We start from the raw sequence: 21,288 nt of genomic DNA on the forward strand, positions 1-21,288 counted from the left end.
GAGCGACGGCGGCAGCGGCGTGTGCGATGCGCGACGCCGCGTGCCGGTTCGATCGGCGCAGCGTTCCCGCGCGCGTTGCTAAGGACTTCGGCGCGCGCCGCGTGTCGCGGCCGACGTGCGTGCGCGGCCGCTGCGCTGCTCGAGCCAGGCTTGCGCCTGCGTGCGCGCTTCGATGTGCGTCGCGGCGATGCGGAACGGATAGGGCGCGTGCTCGGCGCGATCCCACGCGCGGGCTTTCTCTGCGTAGGCGCGCCGCCGCGCGACGTCCGCCTCGATGCGGATCGCGCCGGCGCAAAGCCGCTGCTGCGCGACGTTGTCGCGACTCCATTGAACGTAGGCGGATACGAAGCGCGGCGAATGACGCGGCAATTCCTCGCCGTCCATCAGCAGCACGAACGGCTCGGCGCGCGTGTACAGCGCCTTGAACTGCGCGAGCCGCGCGTCCGCTTCCGTATCGGGAACCTGCGCAGGCATGTGCAGGTACACGAGCGGCCAGGAGCGGGTGTCGATGAAGTCGTTCATGAGTCCCTCGTCGGTAACGCCACGCAAGCGGCAAGACTCGGGACAGACGATGCGTCGAACGGTTTCGGGCGAGACGCGCAATCGATTCGCGGTTGCCTGAAAGAACCGTTGACGGATCTGCGATCCGTCATCTGCCTGCCCCGAGTGCAACGGCGCTGTGCGACGCACGCTGCCTCGATTTGCGGTGCCTCTTATGACTGTGAACGATAAGCATTGTTGTTTAGAAGCTCTACCCGAAACGGATTTATTTCCGCTCGCATCGGTATCTTGCCGCCGCTCCAATAGGGCTCGCCCGGCACGGATGGCGATGCATCCGCGCCGGGCGAGCAAGGCGGGCAAGGGCGGCGAAAAGCGCGTGCGGGCGCGGACGGGCCGCGCCGCGAAAGAGAACGTCGCGAAAGAGAACGTCGCGAAAAGCCCGAACGCCGCCGAACCGATCGTCAGCGACGCTGCTTGAACGCCGAGGGATTGACGCCGAACTGCTTCTGGAACGCCGCCGTGAAGTGGCTCGCGTTCGCGTAGCCCATGTCGGCGGCGACGGTCATCACCGGCATGTCGGCGCTCGACAGCCGGCGGCGCGCTTCGTGCATTCGCTCTTGCTGGAAGAGACCGTAGACGCTGTGATCGAACAACTGCCGGAACCCGCGCTTGAGCTTGAGCACGCTGAGCCCCGTTTCCTTCGCGAGCATCGCGATCGTCGGCGCGCGGCTCAGGTCCGCGAGCAGAAGATCCCGCGCGCGCAGCAGTTTCTGCCGCTCCGCCGCCGGCAGCGGCCACGCATGCGGCGCGGCGTCGCCGTGCGCTTCGATCACGAGGCTCGCGAGCGCGAGGCTCTGTCCGAGCAGCCACATCGACGGGCGGCCCGCGCGGCCGTGCGCGCACCGATGCCTGTCCTGCAGCGCGTGGCTCAACGATTGCGCGGTCGCGCGCATCTCCGCGTCGCACCGGCACGGCGCGCAGCAGCGCGCCGAATCGAGCTTGCGCTCGAGCGCCGCGTCGAGATCGGGTGCGAGCTCACGCACGAGATCCGGCCGGATCGACACAGTCACGCTTTCGATCTGGCCCGAATGCATTGCGCGGCCGCTGCAATCCGGTGTGTAGCTGATGCATCCCGTGCCCGCCGACAGCACGTGCTCGGTTTCGCTGCTGCCGGCGTCGATCGAGAAGCGCGAGCGACCTTGCAGCGCGCAGCAGAAATGAACGCGGCCCCAGTCGTCGCGGATATTCATCGAGATCGGCTGCCGCAGCGCGCCTTGCCAGACGAGCACATCGATGCCGTCTTGCAGCGCGACTCTGAGCAGCCGGCAATCGGGCGCGGACTCGGCGGGCGGCGTCGGATCGGCGAGCAGCGTCGATATCGCGACTTCGGGTTTCGCAAGCGTAGAACTGGAAGAAGGCATCGGTGATCGTCTCCGCGCGGCATACCGATTGGGGTAGAAGTCGACCCGATCGGGGTAGAAATGTAAATGAGAATTGTTATCATTATTGCAATTCCAGTCGCCGCCGTCGAGACAATCTGCTCGTTCCGGAGAGTCAGTCTGTCTCGGCGGCTTCTCGCGCCCTTCGGGCGCGCGACGGTCTCGTCTCGCCATGGCGCGCGCCCACGGCGAGACAGGATTTCTTCGTGACGCACGATTGCACGATGAGTCCGCCCGGCCGTCTTTCGAGATCAACAAGGAGTGTGTGTGATGCGGTATCAGCGAGCCTGGCGGGGCAGGCTCCCGGCGTCGAACGCCTTTGCGATGGCAGTCGCGATTTCCCTCATTCCTTTGTCGAGCGTCGCTCATGCAAGCGCCGCCGGCACGCCGTCGGCGAAGCCGTCGGGCAGCGGTCCGGCCGGGGCCGGCGCGGCGTCCGGCGTGACGGCGGCCGGCGAGCTGTCCGCCGTGACCGTCACCGCGAGCAAACGCGATCAGCCGCTCGCGACGCTCAACGGCGCGGCGGTCGTCGTCGAACAGCCGGCGCTCGACGATGCGCAGGTCGCGAACACACTCGATCTCGCGCGGGTGCTGCCCGGCGTGCAGATCACGAGCGGCGGCTCGATGCTGTTTCCGATGATCGGCCTGCGCGGCATCTCGTCCGCACAGGATTTCTACAACCCGGCGTTGACCGTGTATGTCGACGGCGTGCCGCAATTGCCGACGTTTTCGTCGCAGACGCTCCTCAGCGTCGATCGCGTCGAGTTGCTCAAGGGTCCGCAAGGCACGCTGTATGGCAAGAGCGCGGAAGGCGGCGTGCTGAACATCGTCACGCTGCCGCCCGACAACACGCCGCGCGTGCATCTGCGGGCGGGCGTCTCGAGCCGCGGCGGCAACGTCGAGCAGGCGGAGGTCGCGGGGCCGATCGTCAAGGACTTGCTGTACGGCGCGGTGTCGCTCGCGCACGTCGACGCGCCCGGCGACCTGCGCAATCCGGCCAGCGGCGCGAATCATCAGGGCGGATCACGCTCGTTCGCCGGCAGCGCGAAGCTGCGACTCGCGCCTTCCGGCGCACCTTGGGAAGTGAACGTGTCGGTCGGGCGCGATTGCGCGAAGGCGACGCAGGACATCTATGTGCCCTTCGACGACATCGGCAGCCGCACCGCTGACATCGATCCGCGGCTGCCCGCGCAATATGCGGAGTCGTACATGCGCCGCTGCGGGAACAGCTATGCGCTGTCCGGGCGCTACGATTTCGGCCAGTGGCGTCTGTCCGCGATTTCCGCCTGGCAGACGGTCGACATCGAGCGGCGCTTTCCGTTTCTCCAGTATTTCACGCAGCAGCCGGAGGACTGGCGGCAGAACGTGCAGGAACTGCGGCTCGCGACGCACGCGCCCGGCCGGCGCTGGGACGCGGTGTTCGGCCTCTATCGGCAGGACGTGCATCAGTCGCGCACGTACGTCAACGACATGGTGATTCCGTCGGTCGTCAATCTGTCGACGACCGCATCGAGCAACGAGAGCAAGTCGCTCGCCGCGTACGGCGACGTCACCTGGCACGTGACGGACGCGCTCGATCTGTCGGCCGGCCTGCGGGCGTCACGCGATCAGGCGTGGACGCAGTTCGCCGGCGCCGCGATGGCGTCCGCGTCGACGTATGCGCCTTTCGCCGGCGTGAACGGCGCGGCCGGCAACCGGATTCTCGGCAAAGTGTCCGCCGGCTATCAGATCGATCCGGCGTGGCGCGTCTATGCGAACGTGTCGCAAGGCTATAAGCCGGGCGGCTTCAATCTCGCGCCGTCGAGCCTCGCGGATGCGCAGGGCTACGGTCCGGAGCGTGCGGTCAGCTATGAGCTCGGCGCGCGCTATGACGGGCGGTCACTGCGCGGCAGCGTCGCGCTCTATCGGATCGACATCCGCAATGCCCAGCTCTACAGCAGCGATTCACTCGGCTATCAGTCGCTGCGCAACGTTGGCGACACGCGCTCGACGGGCGTCGAGTTCGGCGTCGAATGGGGTATCGCGCGAGGCTGGAAGGCCGGGCTCGACGGCTTCGTCAACCACGCGACGTTCCGCAGCTACACCGATCCGTTCGGCTGCGCCACGTGCTCGGGCAACGACGTTCCGTTCGCGCCTCGCTACGGCTTCACGCTGAACGTCGGCGGCGAAGTGCCGACGCTGGCCGGCACGGTCCGGCCGCGTGTCGCGGTGCGCTGGCTCGGCGCGCAGTACTTCGACGTCGCGAACAAATTGCGCCAGGGCGGCTATGCGCTGGTCGACGCGTCACTCGGCTGGCGTCCGCGCCGCGACGTCGAGCTTACGCTCTATGCGCAGAACCTGACGAACCGCGACTACCGCACGTATGCGTTCCGTGCGCCGACAGGCAATCTCGCGCAGGTCGGACTCGGACGCACGGTCGGCGTGACGGTTGCGTTCGATTATTGACCGTGCGCGACGCGGCCGGCCGTATGGCTCGCCGCGTCGCAAGCGATGAGCGCGGCTGCGTGCCGCGCGTAGTGTGTTTCGTCGGCGCAGGCCGCGTGCGTCGTTGCGTGTTGTCGTGGCGTGCCGTGCGTTGTCGCGCGTTCATCGCGCGCCGTCGCGCATCGCCTGCGTCGGCGTTCGTCATCGTGCGGCACTGCGCCGATCGCCGTGCGTCGTCGCATGCCGTTGCAAATCGTCGCGCGCGCACGTGGGCGCGCCGCTTCGATGCCACTTAGCTCCGCCCGCTGCCGGGCTCACGAGGAATTGCCATGTCCGAACCACCGACCGAAGCCGTCCATTCAGAGCGCCGAAGACGCGCGGATGCCCGCCCAAACCCGTGGAGCATCATGCGCCCGGTGCGGGCGCAAATCCGTTTCGCGATGGTCGTCTCGTCGCTCGCGACGCTGCTGAACGTCGCATTCCTGCTGTCGCTCGCATGGACGGTCCGGCAGCTCGTCGAGCGGCCGCATGTCTGGCCGGCGTGGCCGGTCGCAGGCGCCGTCCTGTGCCTCGTCGGCAGCTATTTTCTGCGGCTGGGCGCGTTCAGCCAATCGCACTACGCGGCATTCCGCCTCGAAAAGATCCTGCGCAGCGATCTGGCGGATCGCCTGACGCGCGTGTCGCTCGGCACGCTGCAGCAGGTCGGTGCGGGCGCGCTGTCGAAGGTCATCCACGACGACGTGAAGGCGCTTCACATTTTCGTCGCCGACAGCACGCCGCTCTATGCGCGCGCGTTCGTCGGGCCGGCGTGCACGCTCGTCGTGCTGCTGTGGCTCGACTGGCGGCTCGCCGCCGGTGCGGCCGCGGTGATGGCGATCGGATTCGGCGTGCTGACGCTCGCGATGCGCAACGCCGTCGAGATGAGCCGGCTGTACAACGACGCGCGCGAGCGAGTGAGCGCGGCCGTCATCGAGTTCGTGCAGGCGATGCCTGTCGTGCGGACGTTCGACGCCGGCTATTCGACGTTCGGCCGTTTTCAGCACGCGCTCGACGCATATCTCGACGTGTTGACGCGCTGGTATCGGCAGGCGGGTTTCTCCGCGCGTTTCTCGTTCGCGGTGCTCAATCCGCTGCCGACGCTGCTCGTGCTACTGTGGCTCGGCGCGTGGCTGATTGCGCGCGATGCCTCGGATTTCGGCGCGTGGATCGCCGTGCTGCTCGTCGGCACCGGGATGGCGGAAGCGATGATGCCGATGATGATGCTCAATCACATGGTCGACAAGGCGAAGCTGAGCGTCGCGCGGATTCAGCAGACGATGGCGCTGCCGACGCTGCCGATGCCCGTCGATGGGCGCGCGCCGGCCGATGCGAGCGTGACGTTCGAGAACGTCGGCTTCGGCTATGGCGCGCCCGCGGATGCGAAGCCGGGAACCGTGCCCGCCCGCCGCCATGCCGGCCATGACGATGATGGAGACAGCGACAGCGACAGCGACAACGCGCGCGTGCTGCGCAACGTGAGCTTCCACGTCCCGCAGGGCTCGACGACCGCGCTCGTCGGCCCGTCGGGCGCGGGCAAGACGACCGTCGCGCGGCTGATTCCGCGCTTCTGGGACGTCGATGCGGGGCGCGTGCTCGTCGGCGGCGTCGACGTGCGCGACATGACGGCCGACGTGCTGATGTCGCAGCTCGCGTTCGTGTTCCAGGACACGTTCCTGTTCGCCGACACGATCGCGAACAACATCCGCCTCGGCTCGCCGAACCGCACGATGGACGACGTGATCGCGGCAGCGAAGGCCGCGCAGGCGCACGACTTCATCATGTGCTTGCCGAACGGGTACGACACGCTCGCGGGCGAGCGCGGCGCATTCCTGTCGGGCGGGCAGCGGCAGCGCATCACGATCGCGCGTGCGATCCTGCAGAACCGTCCGATCCTCGTGCTCGACGAGGCGACCGCGTTTTCCGATCCGGAGAACGAGGCCGAGCTGATGCGCGCGCTGTCCGAGCTGATGCGCGGCAAGACGGTGATCATGGTCGCGCATCGCCTGTCGACGATTCGTCATGCCGATCAGATTCTCGTGTTCGATCGGGGCGCGCTCGTCGAAGCGGGCCGCCACGACGCGCTGTTGTCGATGCGAGGCGTTTACGCGCGGCTGTGGGACAGCCATGAACGCGCGCAGCGCTGGGCGCTGCGCGGCGGCGCGCAAGAGAATCGGACCGGCGTCGAACTGGAGCGCACGCGATGAAACACGAATCGACCGAAACCCGGCGTCCCGCATCGTGGCGCCTGACGTATCGACGACTGACGAGCGTCGCGGGCCCGAACGCAGGCGCGCTGCGCGCGAGCATCGTCGGCCTGTGCATCGCCGCGGCCGCGCAGGGACTCGCGCTTGCCTGCCTGTTTCCGCTGTTCGCCGCGATCGTCGACGAGCGGCCGGCCGCGTCGGCGTTCGGCTGGCTGATTGCGATGACGCTGATCGCGGCGTTCGCGACGTGCGCGCGCTGGCGCGCGCAAGGCTTCGAATACAACGGGCGAATGGCGTACACGACGCACGCGCTGCGCATGCGGATCGGCGAGCAACTGCGCCACATGCCGCTCGACCTGCTGCAGGACAAGCGCTCGGGCGAGATGAACGCGCTGCTGCTCGGCAACGTCGACGAGAACCTCAACTACACGCTCGCGATCGTCAACATGATCGCGCTCGCGACCATTACGCCTTGCGTCGTCGCGCTCGCCACGCTGTTCGTCGACTGGCGCATGGGCCTGATCCTGCTGCTCGTGTTCCCCGCGATCGTGCCGCTTTACCGCTGGCGCCGGCCGGCGCTCGGGCGCGGGATGCGCGCGCTCGCGGACGCGCACAGTCGATTGAACGCCGACATCGTCGAATTCACGCAAGGGCTGCCGGTGCTGCGCGCGGCATGCAGCGACGCGGCGAAAGCGTCGACGCTCGCCCACGGCTGCGCGAAACTGCTCGATATGCAGACGGCCGCGCATCGCAGGAGTGCGAAGCCGAATCTCATCGTCGCGAGCGTCGTCGAGCTCGGCCTGCAACTCGTCGTCGCGGCGGCCGTCACGTGGGTGGTGATGGGCACGCTCGAACTGCCGGTCGTCGCGGCTGTGATGGTGATCGTCGTGCGTTTCTCCGAGCCGATGGCGACGTTGATCGGCTATACGGCGGTCGTCGAGATGATCGAGGCCGCGCTGGAACGCATCGAGGCGCTGCTCGCGATCGAGCCGCTGCCGTCGCGGCAGCCGCCGTGCGTGCCGACCCGCTTCGAGCTGCGTTTCGACGACGTGTCGTTCCGTTACGCGCGTGCGACGGGCGACGCGCTCGGCGGCTTCAGCGCAACGCTGCCGGCGAACGGGATGACGGCGCTCGTCGGTCCGTCGGGTTCAGGCAAGTCGACGATCGCGCGCTTGCTGCTGCGTCATGCCGATCCGCAGCGTGGCTCGATCGAGATCGGCGGCGTCGACATCCGGCAGATTCCGGAAACGGCGCTGAATGCGTTGATTTCAGTCGTGTTTCAGGACGTCTATCTGTTCGACGACACGGTGCTCGCGAACATCCGCATGGCGCGGCCGGACGCGACCGACGAGGAAGTCGAAGCCGCGGCGCGCGCCGCGCAGTGCCACGAATTCATCGAACGCCTGCCACAGCGCTGGCAGACGCGGCTCGGCGAGATCGGCGGCAGGCTGTCGGGCGGCGAACGCCAGCGCATCTCGATCGCGCGCGCATTGCTGAAGGACGCGCCGATCGTGATTCTCGACGAGCCGACCGCGGCGCTCGACGTCGAAAGCGAGCTGGCGGTGCAGCGTGCGATCGATGCGCTCGTGCGGGACAAGACCGTCGTCGTGATCGCGCATCGCCTGTCGACGATCGTCGGCGCGGACCGGATTCTCGTGATCGAAGGCGGGCGGCTCGTGCAGCAGGGGCGGCACGACGAGCTGATCGCGGTCGATGGACGCTATCGAGCCATGTGGGAGGCGCAGTATCGGGCGAAGGCGGCGTTCGACGGGTTCGGCGCCGGGCCGGGCGATTGTCGCGCACCGTCGCCGGCGACGACGGATGGCGCGGTGGCGCCAAGCCGCTGACAAAGGCAAGGGCGATTGGAATGCATGCGGCTTCGTTCGGGCGAAATCGCGTGCGATCCGATTGCTGCGATTCGGCGTGACGGCGCGCGCGCCCGTGCTCGCGCTCGCGCCCGGCCGCGAGTGGCCACGTCAATCCGCGGTGTCGCCGCCCTTCGGCACTTTCGCATGCGCCTTCCTGCCCGGCGCGGGCGACCATGCGGGACGCGTCTTGCGCTCCGAATCGACGACGACGAGATAGCGGCCCGCCCAGGGCGTGATTTGCCGATGCGCGCGCAGCACCCACGGCGCTTCGCCGCCGGCGGCGCGCGCTTCGTACTCGGCGTCGAGGATGCCGTGCTGATCGATGAAGACATTCAGCGACGCCGGAATCCGCACGCATCCCTTCGAGTGGCGAATGCCGAGCAGCGGCTCGAGAAATTCCGGGTCCGTCGCATGCATCTGGAAGCGCATCTGCGACACGCCGCCCTTGCCCCAGCCACGCTCCGCGTTCGCCCAGCCGAAATCGTAGATGCGCATGTCGTGCTGCCCGTAGCCGCGGATGCCGTTGTCGTTCATCGTGCCTTCCGCGCGGAAATCCATGTTCGCCGGCGTGTGCTCGAACACGCCGAGCGGTGTCACGAAATGGTCGTACTGGCCGGGCAGCCCGGTCGCGACGGGCGACGCGCCGATCATCTGCCATGCGTTGTTCCGCGTCGTGCGGAAGTAGATGAACGCTGCCTGCACGTTCCGGGCGCGATCGACGAGCACGACGTATTCACGAGCCAGTTCGCCCAGACCGTTCGCATCGAGCATCTGCTGCAGGCGCTCGCCATACGCGCGCTGCTCGGCGAGCGGCACTTTCAGGCGTCGCGTGACTTCCTGCGCGAACGCCGTGCGCAGCGCGAGCGCGCGGCGTGTCACGTCCGCGGATTCGGCTTCGGACAGCGGCGGCACGGGTGGGACGGTGAGCGCTCGGGGCTGTGTGGCCTGCGCGCCCGATCCTTGCGCGGGCGCGGATGCGGCGGGCGTTTCGGATGTGGCCGATGCGTTCGATGCAGCCGATGCGCCGGACGATTCGGATGTCCTCGATGCGCTCGCACGAGTGTGAGGCGTCGATGAAGCGGAGGATAAAGACGAAGAAGGCGCGGCGGATGCGTCATGGACCGATTGCGCGGCCCCGGCGGGTTGCATGATGGACGCCGCGATGCTCGCGAGCGCGACGCATATGATCGCGCAGAGCGTACGAACACGTTCAAACGAGCGTTGCCGTGTGTCGCCAGGCTGATTCATCAAAGCAGTGCCCCGGGTCGTTCCAGCCAATGAGACATCGGTTCGGCGCGAGTCGGTATCGTGGGTCGCAAGCGTCGAATCATTTATCTACTTGGTTCGCATTTTCGATGCCGAAGTTCCGGCTTTTTCCCGCTCGCATTCACGAATGCGTACTGTCCACGCAATGACGCTCGATATCGTGTCGATGCTTATTTTACGTATCCCGGTGAGCGTTTTTTTGATCGAGATCTGAATTCGAGCATTCAATCTTCAGACATGAAAGGCGGCGGCATCTCGTTTCAGGCGCGGCCTGGCCGCGCCGCCGCCGCTCGGCGCAGCATCACATCTCCCGCACGAACCACGCCCGCTTCGCCGACACGAGCATGCCGCGATAGACGATCCACGATACGGCGAACGTCGCCGGCGCGGATAGCGATTGCACGAAGCCCGACGCCATCGTCAGCATCATCCCGGCGAATACGCCGGCGAACCACGCGGTCAGCCCGCCCGGATTGAACGCGGGCACATGCGTGTCGCGGCATTCGATGTCGCCGCCGAGCAGTTCTTCGTAGCGCGTCGACAGGATGTGCGTGAGCGCGACGCCGACCCACGCGACAATGAACACGCCCTGCCACGCGAGCGCCTGCAGCAGCTTCGAGAAGACGTCGGCCATCATCAGCGCGTAGACGACAGCGCCGACGACGAGCGCCCACACGTATTTCGGCGCGCGCAGCCCGGCGGCTTTCTGGAAGAACGCCTGCATGTTGACGGTCGCGAGATAGTAGTTCGCGGTGTTGATTCGCGATTGCGTGACCCAGACGAACAGCAGCCCCCAGACGCCCATCAGCTTGAGCAGCGCGGTGACGACCGATACTTCGGATAGCGTACCGAGCCCTGGAATCGTGCTGACGAGATAGATACCGGCCGCGCCGTTGACGACGAACGTGACGAGATAGAACGGCATCCCGAAGTTCCAGCGGCCGTGATAGGTCGTGTCTTCCCGGCGGCCGAAGCGCGCGTAGTCGAACGTGAACATCATCAGCACCCACACGCCCATGTAATAGACGAAGCATTTCCACCAGCCGTCGGCGGGCACGCTGCCCTTGGGGCCGAAATCGAGCCATGCGGCGTTGTAGCCGTAGCGATGCGTCGCGAGCACGACGGCTGCGAGCAGTCCGAACAGATAGAACGGCAGCAGCACGCCATTGAACTTGTCGAGCCAGTGCTGCACGCTGCCGAAGATCAGCGGCACGCTGTAGCAGACGACGATCAACGCGGCCCATTTATAGTCGAGCGACGGCATCAGGCCGTGCGCGGCGACCGCGATCACCGAGCCTTCGAACACCGCGTAGTAGATCGCGGTCGCAAAGAAGATCAGCGTCGCGAGCGCGGCGCCCGCGCTGCCGAACAGCACGCGCGAGAACAGTGCGACGGACAGGCCGGTGCGAATCGCATAGCGGCTCATCGCCGCGTTGATCAATCCGTACGAGACGACCGACAGCACCATCCCGATCAGCGCGTTGCGCGCGCCGTAGTCGAGTGCGAGCGTCGCGCCGACGACGATGTAGAACACCGCGCTGCATACCGCCCACCACGCCATTGTCAGCGGAAACGCCTGCATTCGCGCGCCGTCCGGCATCGCGACCGTCGAAAGATCCAGCTCGCCTTCGGCGGCTGCTTGAGTGGTATCGGCCATGATCCTGCTCCGTTGGCACTTGCATTCGGGAAATGCGCCGCGTCCGCCGCGACGAGCGGCGGCGACACGGCGCACGCGTCACAACGTCAAGGCATCCAAAACAAAGGATGCAGGCCCTCGCACGCGGCGCGATGCGCCGCGCGATTCGTTATCGACATCGACGGGAAGAGCGGGGCGGCGTCAGCCGCCTCGAGCGGCAATCATCAGCCGCCGTGCGGCCACAACGCGTCGCGCAGACGCGCGAGCCGGCGCTGCGCGTCTCGCCGGGCGGCGAGCGCATCGGTCATCGTCACCGCGACGAAGCGCGCGTGATGGTTCGGCTGCATCTGACCGATCAGATCCATGTCGGCGCTGATGACCGTGCCGATCGTCGCGTAGCCGCCGCCCGACACCGCGTCGCGATGCAGGATGATCGGCTCGATGCCGGCCGGCACCTGAATCGAGCCGATCGGATAGCACGCGTCGACGATGTTCGACGGATCGGCGCCCGCGCCGAACGGCTGCTCGCGCTCGCAAAAGCGCAGCGCGCGGCCTTGCCGGTAGCGATAGCCGATGCGGTCGGCCTCCGGCGCGACGACCCACGTGTCCTCGAAGAACGTGCGTGCCGATTCGTCGGTCAGCCGGTGGTGGTAGAGGCCCGGCAGCACGCGCAATTCGACTTCGCGCGCGAGCGGCGTGCGCAGCGTGTCGGGCAATGTCGCGCCTTCGCGTCCGGCGCGCTTCGCCGCGCCGATCGGCAGCGTGTCGCCTTTCTGAAGACGCCGTCCTTCGTGTCCGCCGATCGCGCCGAGCGCATACGTCGAGCGGCTGCCGAGCACGACCGGCACGTCGATGCCGCCCGCGACCGCGAGATACGCGCGCGCGCCTTGCTTCACGTAGTCGAACGTCAGCGTGCTGCCCGCGCGGATGCGCAGCGCGACGTTGCACGGCTGCGCGGCGCCGTCGATTCGCGGCGCCATCTCCGCGCCCGTCACAGCGATCAGCGCGTCGCGACGAAACAGCAACTGCGGGCCGAGCAGCGTGCATTCGAGCACTGCGGCGTCTTCGTCGTTGCCGACGAGCAGGTTCGCCGCGCGCAGCGAGAATTGATCGAGCGCGCCGGACGGCGGAATGCCGACGTGGTAGTAGCCCTGTCGGCCGGCGTCCTGCACTGACGTCGCGAGACCCGGCTTCACGACCTCGATCACGTTGAGCGAATCAGTTGGCATCCAGCACCTCGACGAGAGAACGGTTGTACGCGTCCGGATCGCGCAGGAACGCATCGAGCGCGAACTTCACCGGCTTCACGCGCAACGTGAACGTGCCCGCTTCGACCTCGGCGATCGCCGCGTCGTATGCGGCGCGATCGATCGGCTTGAACTTCACGATGTCGCCGGGGCGGAAGAACACCATGAAGTCGCGCAGGTAATCGAGCCGCTGCGCCGGATCGAAAATCGGCGCGGGCGTCACGCCGAACATCTGATAGCCGCCCGCGCCGCGCACCGAATAGATGCAGCCGAAGCAGCCGCCGTGGCCGACGGTGAGTTTCGGCGTATCGGTGCGCGGCCGCAGATATTTCGGCACCTGAAGCTGCCGTCCGCGCTCGACCATCTGGTACATGAACGGCAGGCCCGCGACGAAGCCGACCATCGACACGAACCACGGCGAGCCGGAATGCGCGGCGATGAATGCGTCGACGTCCCGCTTGCCGTTGATTCGCGCCGCGTATTCGAGGTCGGTCGAGTCCGGGTCCTGATGCCGTTCGCGAAAGCGCATCAGCGTCTCGTGCGTCCACGGATCGTCGTAGAGCACGGGCACTTCGACGATCCGCGTATCGAGGTTCAATTCCGCATCGCCGACGTCGGCTTCGATGTCTTTCAATAGCGCGAGCAGCGCGTCCGGCGCGATCACGTCGGGATCGTAACGAACCTGGTAGGACGCATTCGCCGGGCAAATCTCGCTCACGCCCGGCATCTTGCGGCGCTGCAGCTCGCGCGTGATCGCGGTGCCCTTGAAGAATGCGTCGAGCGACATCGATTCGCTGATCTCGACGAAGATGAATTCGTCGCCGCCGAACGTGTATCGGATCGTCATGCTGCCTCTCCCAGCCTCGGCGATGCGCCCGCGTCGGCGTTGAGCCGCGCGCGCCATGCGCTCATCCAGGCTTCCAGGTAATTCGTGTGATAGCGGCCCGCGCGGACGTCGTCGTCTTCGAGCAGCGCACGGTGCAGCGGCGCGGTCGTCTTCACGCCGCCGATGCGCAGTTCGCGCAGCGCACGTGCGAGCCGCGCCAGCGCGGCCGCACGGCTCTCGTCGTGCACGATCAGCTTCGCGAGCAGCGAATCGTAGAACGGCGGCACCGTGTAGCCCGGATAGAGCAGCGTATCGATCCGCACGCCGGGGCCGGCCGGCCATACCAGCTCGTCGATGCGGCCGGGATTCGGCCGGAAATCGTGCACCGGGTCTTCCGCGTTGATCCGGCATTCGAGCGCGGCGCCGCGCAGCACGATGTCGTCCTGCGCGAAGCGCAGCGGCTCACCGTCCGCGATGCGCAGCATCTCGCGCACGAGATCGACGCCCGTGATCGCCTCCGTCACCGGATGTTCGACCTGGATCCGCGTGTTCATTTCGATGAAGTAGAACTCGCTGCGCGATTCGTCGAACAGATATTCGAGCGTGCCCGCGCTGCGATAGCCGACCTGCCGCGCGAGACGCGTCGCCGATGCGCACAGCGCGTCGCGCAGTGCGTGCGTCAGCGAAGGCGACGGCGCCTCTTCGAGGATCTTCTGACGCCGCCGCTGCAACGAGCATTCACGTTCGAACAGATGAATCGCGTTCGTCCCGTCGCCGAGCACCTGCACTTCGATGTGCCGTGCGCGTGCGATGAAACGTTCGAGATAGACGCCGCCGTCGCCGAACGCGGCCTGCGCTTCGCGCTGCGCGAGCGGCAGCTCGGCGTCGAGCCGCGCGTCGTCGTGCGCGACGCGGATGCCGCGCCCGCCGCCGCCCGCGGCCGCCTTGATCATCACCGGGTAGCCGATGCGCTCGGCCACCGCGCGCGCTTCGTCGAGCGATGTCACGACGCCGTCGCTGCCCGGCACCGTCGGTACGTTCGCGCGCTGCGCAGTCTCGCGTGCGCGGGCCTTGTCGCCCATCGTCGCGATCACGTGCGCCGACGGACCGACGAAGATCAAGCCCGCCGCCTCGACCTGCGCGGCGAAGCCCGCGTTCTCCGACAGAAAGCCGTAGCCCGGATGAATCGCGTCGGCGTTGCACTGCCGCGCGGCGGCGAGAATCGCGGCCGGGTTCAGATAGCTCTTCGCCGCATGCGATGGGCCGATGTGCACCGCTTCGTCGGCCATCCGTGCGGCGAGGCTGTCGCGATCCGCGTCGCTGACCGCCGCGATCGCGCGCATGCCGAGTTCCTGCGCGGCGCGGATCACGCGCACCGCGATCTCGCCGCGATTCGCGACGAACACCGTCCTGATCCGCGATGGTCGGTAGAACGAATCGTGCGTCGAATTCATGTCGTTCATCGCGTTCACGCCTCGATTCGCATCAGCACTTGCCCGGCGTCGACGGGCTCGCCGTCGTCGACGAGCACCTCCGTGATGCGGCCCGCAGTCGCGGTTTCGATCTCGGTGAACTGCTTCATCACTTCGACGAGCCCGACGACCGCGCCGAGTCCGACCGTCGAGCCGACTTCGACGTAATGGTCCGCGTCGGGCGACGGACGCCGATAGAACGTCCCAGGCAGGGGACTGACGATATCGTGTAATGCCATCTTGGTACGCTCCTCAAGCCTGATCGATGCGGATTGCGGCCGCGGCGGGCGCGGCGATGCGGATGTCGTGCGCGACGAGCGCGTCGCGGGTCGCCCGGACGAGCTGCAGCGCGCCCGGCGTATCGCTGTGAATGCAGATCGAATCGAAATCGATGTCGATGTCTTCGCCGTCGACGGTCGCGACGCGGCCGTCGACGCACGCGCGCAGCACTTTGTCCGCGACCTGTCGCGGATCGAGCTTGCCGACGCGGCGCGTGAACACGATCGAGCCGCTGCGGTCGTAGTCGCGGTCCGCGTAGAACTCGCGAACGACCGGCTGGCCGAGCTCGCGCGCGATCCGGTGCGTGACCGACGCTTCCATGCAGAAAAGCAGCAGCGTCGGATCGAGTTGCTGCAGCGTCTCGACGAGGAGCCGCGACAGCGCCTCGTCGCGTGCGGCGCGCATGTAGAGCGCGCCGTGCGGCTTCACGTGCTGAACGCTCACGCCGTGAAAGCGTGCGAACTCGCGCAGCGCGCCGAGCTGATACAGGATGTCGTTGACGAGCGCTTGCGGCGCTTCGTTGACGTCGCGGCGGCCGAAGCCCACGAGATCGCGAAAGCCGGGATGCGCGCCGATGCCGACGCCCGTGTTCTTCGCGAGCTGCACGGTGCGCGCCATGATGTTGGGATCGCCCGCATGAAAACCCGTCGCGATGTTCGCCGAGCTGATGAGCGGCATGATCTCGTCGTCGACCCCGTCGCCGATCTTCCACGGACCGAAGCCTTCGCCCATGTCGGAGTTCAGGTCGACGCTGTGTTTTCGCATGCTGAATGCCTCCTTCGTCGCCGGCCCGCGCACCGGAAAGGGCGCGTCGACCGTGTTCGAAGCTAGGTTAGTCGGGCTGCGGTCTCCAAAATAGTTCTATTTTTATATGTCTCGATATCGATTTTTTCGATATCGGCCGATATGCATGGATTCGTCAGATCGTTGTGGGCCGCGTGCCGGCGGCATTTTTGGCGGATGCGCACGCGATGAAGATCGACTGATAAGATACCGCCGGCTGCGTTATCGATTTTTCAGGTGGTCGCCATGGCGTTAACCCTCAGGCAACTGAAGTATTTCGTTGCGACCGCGGAGCTCGGACAGATCTCACAGGCGGCGATCCAGTTGACGATTTCGCAATCGGCCGTCACGAGCGCGATCCGCGAACTCGAAGACAGCCTCGGCACGCAGCTCTTCATGCGCACGGCGACAGGCGTCACGCTGACCCACACGGGCCGGCGCTTCCTGAATCAGGCGTACACGATCCTGTCGTCGGTCGACGAGGCGATGCGCATCCCGAACCTCGAAAGCACGCTGACGGGCACGCTCGCGATCGCCGCGAGCTACACGGTGCTCGGCTACTTCCTGCCGCATCATCTGCTGCGTCTGAACACGCAGTATCCGCGGCTGACGATCCAGCTTCACGAGCTGAATCGCGAATCGATCGAAGAAGGCTTGATCGCCGGGCGCTACGACATGGCGGTGCTGCTGACGTCGAACGTGTCGAATCCCGAGCTCGTGCTCGAGCCCGTCATTCATTCGGCGCGCCGGCTGTGGGTCGGTGCGCATCATCCGCTGCTCAAGCGCGAGAGCGTGACGTTCGCCGACGTCGCGCCGGAACCGTTCGTGATGCTGACGGTCGACGAAGCCGCGTACACCGCGTTGCGCTACTGGAACGAGACGCCGTACCGGCCGAACGTGATCCTGCGAACGTCGTCGGTCGAGGCGGTGCGCAGCATGGTCGCGAACGGCAGCGGCGTCGCGATTCTGTCGGACATGGTCTATCGGCCGTGGTCGCTCGAAGGGCGGCGGATCGAGACGGTGCTGTTGCGCGATCCGGTGCCGCCGATGAGCGTCGGGCTCGCGTGGCGCAGGAACACCGAATTCAGTCCGGCGATGCATGCGGTGCGCGAGTATTTCCGGCACACGTTCATGGAGCCGCGCGCGGGCGGCGGCGTTTGACGCGCACGGACGCCGATCGCGAGTGCACCGTTTTTCCGGCGACTCGGCATAATGAGGCGTCGCTTTCGACGTCGAGCCGAACCGGAGCCGTCGGCGGCCAGCGCGCACGTGCGCGGGCTGGCCGCGCCCGATCGCTCCGGTCGTTTTCTTCCATTTATCCGGAGCGTCTCTTGTATCCACCGATCGAACCCTATGCACAAGGCTTCCTCGACACCGGCGACGGCCATCGCGTGTACTGGGAGCTTTGCGGCAATCCCGACGGCAAGCCGGCCGTCTTCCTGCACGGCGGCCCGGGCGGCGGCTGCAACGCCGATCACCGCCGCCTTTTCGATCCCGCGCGCTACAACGTGCTGCTGTTCGACCAGCGCGGCTGCGGCCGCTCGACGCCGCACGCGAGCCTCGACAACAACACGACCTGGCATCTCGTCGACGACATCGAGCGGCTGCGCGAGATGGCCGGCGTCGAGCGCTGGCTCGTGTTCGGCGGCTCGTGGGGCAGCACGCTCGCGCTCGCCTATGCGGAAACGCATCCGGCGCGCGTCAGCGAGCTCGTCGTGCGCGGCATCTTCACGGTGCGCCAGTCGGAGCTGCTCTGGTATTACCAGGAAGGCGCGTCGTGGCTGTTCCCGGACCTCTGGGAAGCATTCGTCGCCCCCATTCCGCTTTCCGAGCGCTCGGACCTGATGGCCGCCTATCGCCGCCGCCTGACGGGCGACGACGAAGCCGCGAAGCTCGAAGCCGCGCGCGCGTGGAGCGTCTGGGAAGGCCGGACGATCACGCTGCTGCCGAATCCCGCGCACGAAGCGCATTTCGGCGACGCGCACTACGCGCTCGCGTTCGCCCGCATCGAAAATCACTATTTCGTTCATCAAGGTTTCATCGAAGAAGGGCAGTTGCTGCGCGACGCGCATCGTCTCGCGGACATCCCGGGCGTGATCGTGCAGGGGCGCTACGACGTCGCCACGCCCGCCCGCACCGCATGGGAGCTGGCGAAGGCGTGGCCGAGGGCGTCGTTCGAGATCGTGCCCGACGCGGGCCACGCGTACGACGAGCCGGGCATCCTGCGTGCACTGATCGCGGCGACCGATCGCTTCGCGCGAGAGTGATGATCCTGCATCGAACGCAGGCGCGCGGCGGACGTTGCCGCCGAACGAAGGAGCGGCGCGCTCGATGCGCGCCGCGTCGAAGCTTCCTTCGAAATCTCCCCCAATGTAAGCCGTAGAACAGAGACGCGTCCCGGCCGGTGACGATACTCGAAGTGAGTTCAACGAAGTGCGGCGATTCGCCGGGACCGTCGGCGAAGAGGGGGAGTCGTGAACGAGGGTTTCATGCAGGACCGCATCAATCAGGCCGTCTGGCGCAGCCGCAGCGCGCTTCGCGGATACGGGAGCGCGACCGGCTGGACCGATCCGGGCGAGGCCGCTGCGCTTGCGTGGATCGCCGAGCGCGTGCGCGCCGAGCCGATTCTCGACGTCGGCGTCGGCGGCGGACGCACCGTGCCGATGCTGAAGGCGATCAGCGCCGATTACACGGCCGTCGATTACACGCCCGAGCTCGTCGAGATCTGCCGGCGCAATCATCCGGGCACGCGCGTCTATCAGATGGATGCGCGCGACATGTCGACGTTCGCGGACGAAAGCTTCTCGCTCGTCGTGTTCAGCTACAACGGCATCGACGCCGTCGATCACGACGGCCGGATGTCGATCCTGAAGGAATTCGCGCGCGTGCTGAGGCCGGGCGGCTTCACGCTGTTCTCGACGCATAATCTCGCGGGGCCGAGCTATCGCGAAGGGCCGTCGCGGCTCGTTCGGTTGCCGCGGCGCTCGGCGAATCCGTTTTCGATCGCGCTCGACGCGGCGCGCATCACGTATTCGCTGCCGATCGGCGTGTTCAACTATTTCCGCAATTCGCGTTTCAACCGAGCGTTCGATGGTTATGCGATGCGCGTGTGCGCTGCGCACAAGTTCGGGATACTCATCATGTATACCGATTTCGCGACGCAGCAGCGGCAACTCGCCGACGCCGGCCTTCGGCTGCGCGCGGCGTTCGGCGGTTCGACCGGCAAGCCTTTGCGGCGCGAGCAGGATTTCGGCGATGAAGCGTGGTTTCACTTCGTCGCGAGCAAGCCGTGCATGTAGGGTCGGAGTGATGCGTAGGAGCGGCGCGTCGGCGAACGCCACGCCGGATTCGAGGCATCGGCGTGCGTTTCGTGCGCAAATCCAAACGCAGCGACAGCGCGTGCATGTGGGTTCGCATCGGCGTCGAGTCGCGGTTGTCGACGCACGCATCGTTAGAAGGCCGATGGAGCGGCAGCCAATGACGCTTTACCGAAATGCTTCCCGCTGACGTAGCGGCAATGCGCGGCCGTTTCGCCGCGCACGATCCGGTCAGGTTGCGCCTAACCGGCGCTTTGCCGCTCCGCTCGCTTAGCCTTCAAGCGAATGCGTCCACTGGCCGCGGATCGCGCTCGGCGGGCCGCCGCGTATCGCGCGCGCCGCGTACAGCGTCGCGCTCGGCGGCGCGGTCGCCATGCAGCTTGAACACCGCCACCGCGCCGTGCAGCGCGCGCGCCTGTTCGGCGAGCGCATGCGCGGCCGCGGACGCCTCTTCGACGAGCGCCGCGTTCTGCTGCGTCACGTTGTCCATTTGCGCGACCGCGTGGTTGACCTGCTCGATGCCGACGCTCTGCTCGTTCGACGCCGACGCGATCTCGCTGACGATGTCCGTCACCTGCCGCACCGAACCGACGATCTCGCCGATGATCCGCCCCGCGTCGCCGACGAGCGCGGAGCCCGCGCCGACGCGCTCGGTCGACTGCTCGATCAGCGTCTTGATTTCGCGCGCGGCCGTCGCGCTGCGCTGCGCGAGCGTGCGCACTTCACCCGCGACGACCGCGAAGCCGCACCCTTGCTCGCCCGCGCGCGCGGCCTCGACGGCCGCATTCAGCGCGAGGATGTTGGTCTGGAACGCGATGCCGTCGATGACCGCGATGATTTCGGCGACCTTGCTCGAGCTGTCCGCGATTCCGTGCATCGTGTCGACGACTTGGCGCATCACGTCGCCGCCGCGTATCGCGGTCGTCGACGCCGCGCCCGCGACCGCGCACGCATGCTGCGCATGCTCGGCATTGCGGCGCACGGTCGACGTGAGCTCGTCCATGCTCGCGGCCGTTTCTTCGAGCGACGCCGCCTGCTCCTCGGTGCGCGACGACAGATCGAGATTGCCCGACGCGATCTGCGCGCTCGCGGTCGCGACGCCGTCGGCGTTGTGCCGCACGTCGCGGACGACGTGCGACAGGCTCGCCTGCATGTCCTTCAGCGCGGCGAGCAGTTCGGCGATCTCGTCGTCGCCGCGCGCGTCGATCGGCGTCGACAGATCGCCTGTCGCGATCCGGCGCACGCACGCGAGCGCGTGTGCAAGCGGACGCGCCACCGTGCCGCTGAACCACACGCCGCCGCCGAGCGCGAGCGCGAACACGACGAGCGTCGCGACGATGCCGACCGTCGTCGCGCGCACGGCGTCGCTTGCGGCATCGGCCGATACGCGCGCGCTGTCGGCGGCAATGTCCTGCGCGGCCTTTTCGAGCAGCGCGGCGGGCGCACGATCGACGCCCGCGACTGCCTGATCGCCGGCGGACGGATCGAAGCCCGATGCCTTGAATGCTTCGAAGCCCTTACGATAGCCTTGCCCCATTTCCGCGTGCGCCGACGCAAATTGCTCGATCAGCCGGCGGCTCTCGCTGTCGGGCAGCTTCGACTTCAATTCGGCGGCGAGCGCATCGACTGTCTGTTCGCGCTGCCGGAACGCGCTCCAGTACTTGTCGAGTTTCGCCGGATCCTTGCCGCGCAGCAGCGTGTCCTTCCACTCCTGAACTTGCAGCTTGAATGCAACGAGCGTCGCGGACACCATCCGCTCGTTCGCGACGTTTTGCTGGACCGTCGTGCCGTATGTGTCGAGCGAGCGATTGAGCGCGTGGATGCCGTAGAACGCGCCGGCGGACGTCAGGACGAGCGCTGCCGCGAAGGCAAGGGGGATTTTGCGGCGGAGCTTCATCTGACCTCGGGAATGGCTGGGGAATGCGGTGTCGCCTGCTGGCGATGGCTGGTTATCGGCGCGACCGCGCGTTCCTTAAATAAGAAGAAT

At 67.0% G+C, this 21,288-nt stretch carries 17 protein-coding genes; 7 read left to right on the forward strand and 10 right to left on the reverse strand.

Annotation, left to right across the window (positions count from 1 at the left end):
- Nucleotides 1-78: 78 nt before the first annotated feature.
- A complete protein-coding gene (locus tag WS69_RS05690) occupies nt 79-522 on the reverse strand; it encodes a hypothetical protein (protein WP_059469907.1) in 444 nt (147 codons plus the stop codon).
- 193 nt (nt 523-715) lie between these two features.
- Between WS69_RS05690 and WS69_RS33005 the strand changes: the two genes are divergently transcribed.
- Complete coding sequence (locus WS69_RS33005; RefSeq protein ID WP_156437957.1) at nt 716-979, forward strand: hypothetical protein; 264 nt, start codon at nt 716-718, stop codon at nt 977-979.
- On the opposite strand, the gene WS69_RS05695 is transcribed toward WS69_RS33005, so the two are convergent.
- The gene (locus tag WS69_RS05695; protein WP_059469825.1) at nt 963-1,922 is read right to left on the reverse strand and encodes a helix-turn-helix transcriptional regulator; all 960 of its coding nucleotides are present in this window, start codon (nt 1,920-1,922) and stop codon (nt 963-965) included. The two genes, WS69_RS33005 and WS69_RS05695, sit on opposite strands and share 17 nt — an antisense overlap.
- 342 nt (nt 1,923-2,264) lie before the next feature.
- Between WS69_RS05695 and WS69_RS05700 the strand changes: the two genes are divergently transcribed.
- The 3 genes from WS69_RS05700 to WS69_RS05715 all read left to right on the forward strand — a co-directional run bounded on the left by WS69_RS05700 (nt 2,265) and on the right by WS69_RS05715 (nt 8,454).
- A complete protein-coding gene (locus tag WS69_RS05700) occupies nt 2,265-4,385 on the forward strand; it encodes a TonB-dependent receptor (protein ID WP_082715974.1) in 2,121 nt (706 codons plus the stop codon).
- A 386-nt stretch (nt 4,386-4,771) separates the two neighbouring features.
- A complete protein-coding gene (locus WS69_RS05710) occupies nt 4,772-6,607 on the forward strand; it encodes an ABC transporter ATP-binding protein (RefSeq protein WP_059469827.1) in 1,836 nt (611 codons plus the stop codon).
- Nucleotides 6,604-8,454: an ABC transporter ATP-binding protein gene (locus tag WS69_RS05715; RefSeq protein WP_059469828.1), complete on the forward strand. Its 1,851-nt coding sequence runs from the start codon at nt 6,604-6,606 to the stop codon at nt 8,452-8,454. Before WS69_RS05710 ends, WS69_RS05715 begins: the two co-directional genes overlap by 4 nt.
- A 129-nt stretch (nt 8,455-8,583) precedes the next feature.
- Here the strand turns inward: WS69_RS05715 and WS69_RS05720 are convergent, their stop codons facing one another.
- From WS69_RS05720 to WS69_RS05750, 7 genes are all read right to left on the reverse strand, one after another.
- Complete coding sequence (locus WS69_RS05720) at nt 8,584-9,723, reverse strand: hypothetical protein (RefSeq protein WP_082715975.1); 1,140 nt, start codon at nt 9,721-9,723, stop codon at nt 8,584-8,586.
- A gap of 319 nt (nt 9,724-10,042) precedes the next feature.
- On the reverse strand, nt 10,043-11,398 hold the full coding sequence (locus WS69_RS05725; protein WP_059469830.1) for a purine-cytosine permease family protein: 1,356 nt from the start codon (nt 11,396-11,398) through the stop codon (nt 10,043-10,045).
- Between the two features lie 203 nt (nt 11,399-11,601).
- Entirely contained in the window at nt 11,602-12,606 is a 1,005-nt protein-coding gene (locus WS69_RS05730) for a biotin-dependent carboxyltransferase family protein (RefSeq protein WP_059469831.1), read from the reverse strand.
- On the reverse strand, nt 12,596-13,471 hold the full coding sequence (locus WS69_RS05735; protein ID WP_059469832.1) for a 5-oxoprolinase subunit B family protein: 876 nt from the start codon (nt 13,469-13,471) through the stop codon (nt 12,596-12,598). The genes WS69_RS05730 and WS69_RS05735 overlap by 11 nt, the downstream gene beginning before the upstream one ends.
- The gene (locus WS69_RS05740; RefSeq protein ID WP_059469909.1) at nt 13,468-14,913 is read right to left on the reverse strand and encodes an acetyl-CoA carboxylase biotin carboxylase subunit; all 1,446 of its coding nucleotides are present in this window, start codon (nt 14,911-14,913) and stop codon (nt 13,468-13,470) included. Before WS69_RS05740 ends, WS69_RS05735 begins: the two co-directional genes overlap by 4 nt.
- Before the next feature lie 5 nt (nt 14,914-14,918).
- Nucleotides 14,919-15,161 carry an acetyl-CoA carboxylase gene (locus WS69_RS05745; protein ID WP_059469833.1) on the reverse strand — a complete coding sequence of 81 codons (243 nt, stop codon included), beginning with the start codon at nt 15,159-15,161 and terminating at the stop codon, nt 14,919-14,921.
- A gap of 13 nt (nt 15,162-15,174) precedes the next feature.
- Nucleotides 15,175-15,966 carry a 5-oxoprolinase subunit PxpA gene (locus WS69_RS05750; RefSeq protein ID WP_059469908.1) on the reverse strand — a complete coding sequence of 264 codons (792 nt, stop codon included), beginning with the start codon at nt 15,964-15,966 and terminating at the stop codon, nt 15,175-15,177.
- Nucleotides 15,967-16,230: 264 nt separating this feature from the next.
- Here WS69_RS05750 and WS69_RS05755 point away from each other — a divergent pair, with 264 nt between their 5' ends.
- From WS69_RS05755 to WS69_RS05765, 3 genes are all read left to right on the forward strand, one after another.
- A complete protein-coding gene (locus WS69_RS05755; protein WP_059469834.1) occupies nt 16,231-17,145 on the forward strand; it encodes a LysR family transcriptional regulator in 915 nt (304 codons plus the stop codon).
- Between the two features lie 170 nt (nt 17,146-17,315).
- The gene (gene pip / locus WS69_RS05760; protein ID WP_059469835.1) at nt 17,316-18,251 is read left to right on the forward strand and encodes a prolyl aminopeptidase; all 936 of its coding nucleotides are present in this window, start codon (nt 17,316-17,318) and stop codon (nt 18,249-18,251) included.
- Between the two features lie 207 nt (nt 18,252-18,458).
- Nucleotides 18,459-19,283, forward strand: a complete 825-nt coding sequence (locus WS69_RS05765) for a class I SAM-dependent methyltransferase (protein ID WP_059469836.1) — start codon at nt 18,459-18,461, stop codon at nt 19,281-19,283.
- Between the two features lie 295 nt (nt 19,284-19,578).
- On the opposite strand, the gene WS69_RS05770 is transcribed toward WS69_RS05765, so the two are convergent.
- Nucleotides 19,579-21,198: a methyl-accepting chemotaxis protein gene (locus WS69_RS05770; protein ID WP_059469837.1), complete on the reverse strand. Its 1,620-nt coding sequence runs from the start codon at nt 21,196-21,198 to the stop codon at nt 19,579-19,581.
- Between the last annotated feature and the right edge of the window lie 90 nt (nt 21,199-21,288).

The organism is Burkholderia sp. BDU5, assembly GCF_001522845.1.
GTDB lineage: Bacteria > Pseudomonadota > Gammaproteobacteria > Burkholderiales > Burkholderiaceae > Burkholderia > Burkholderia mayonis.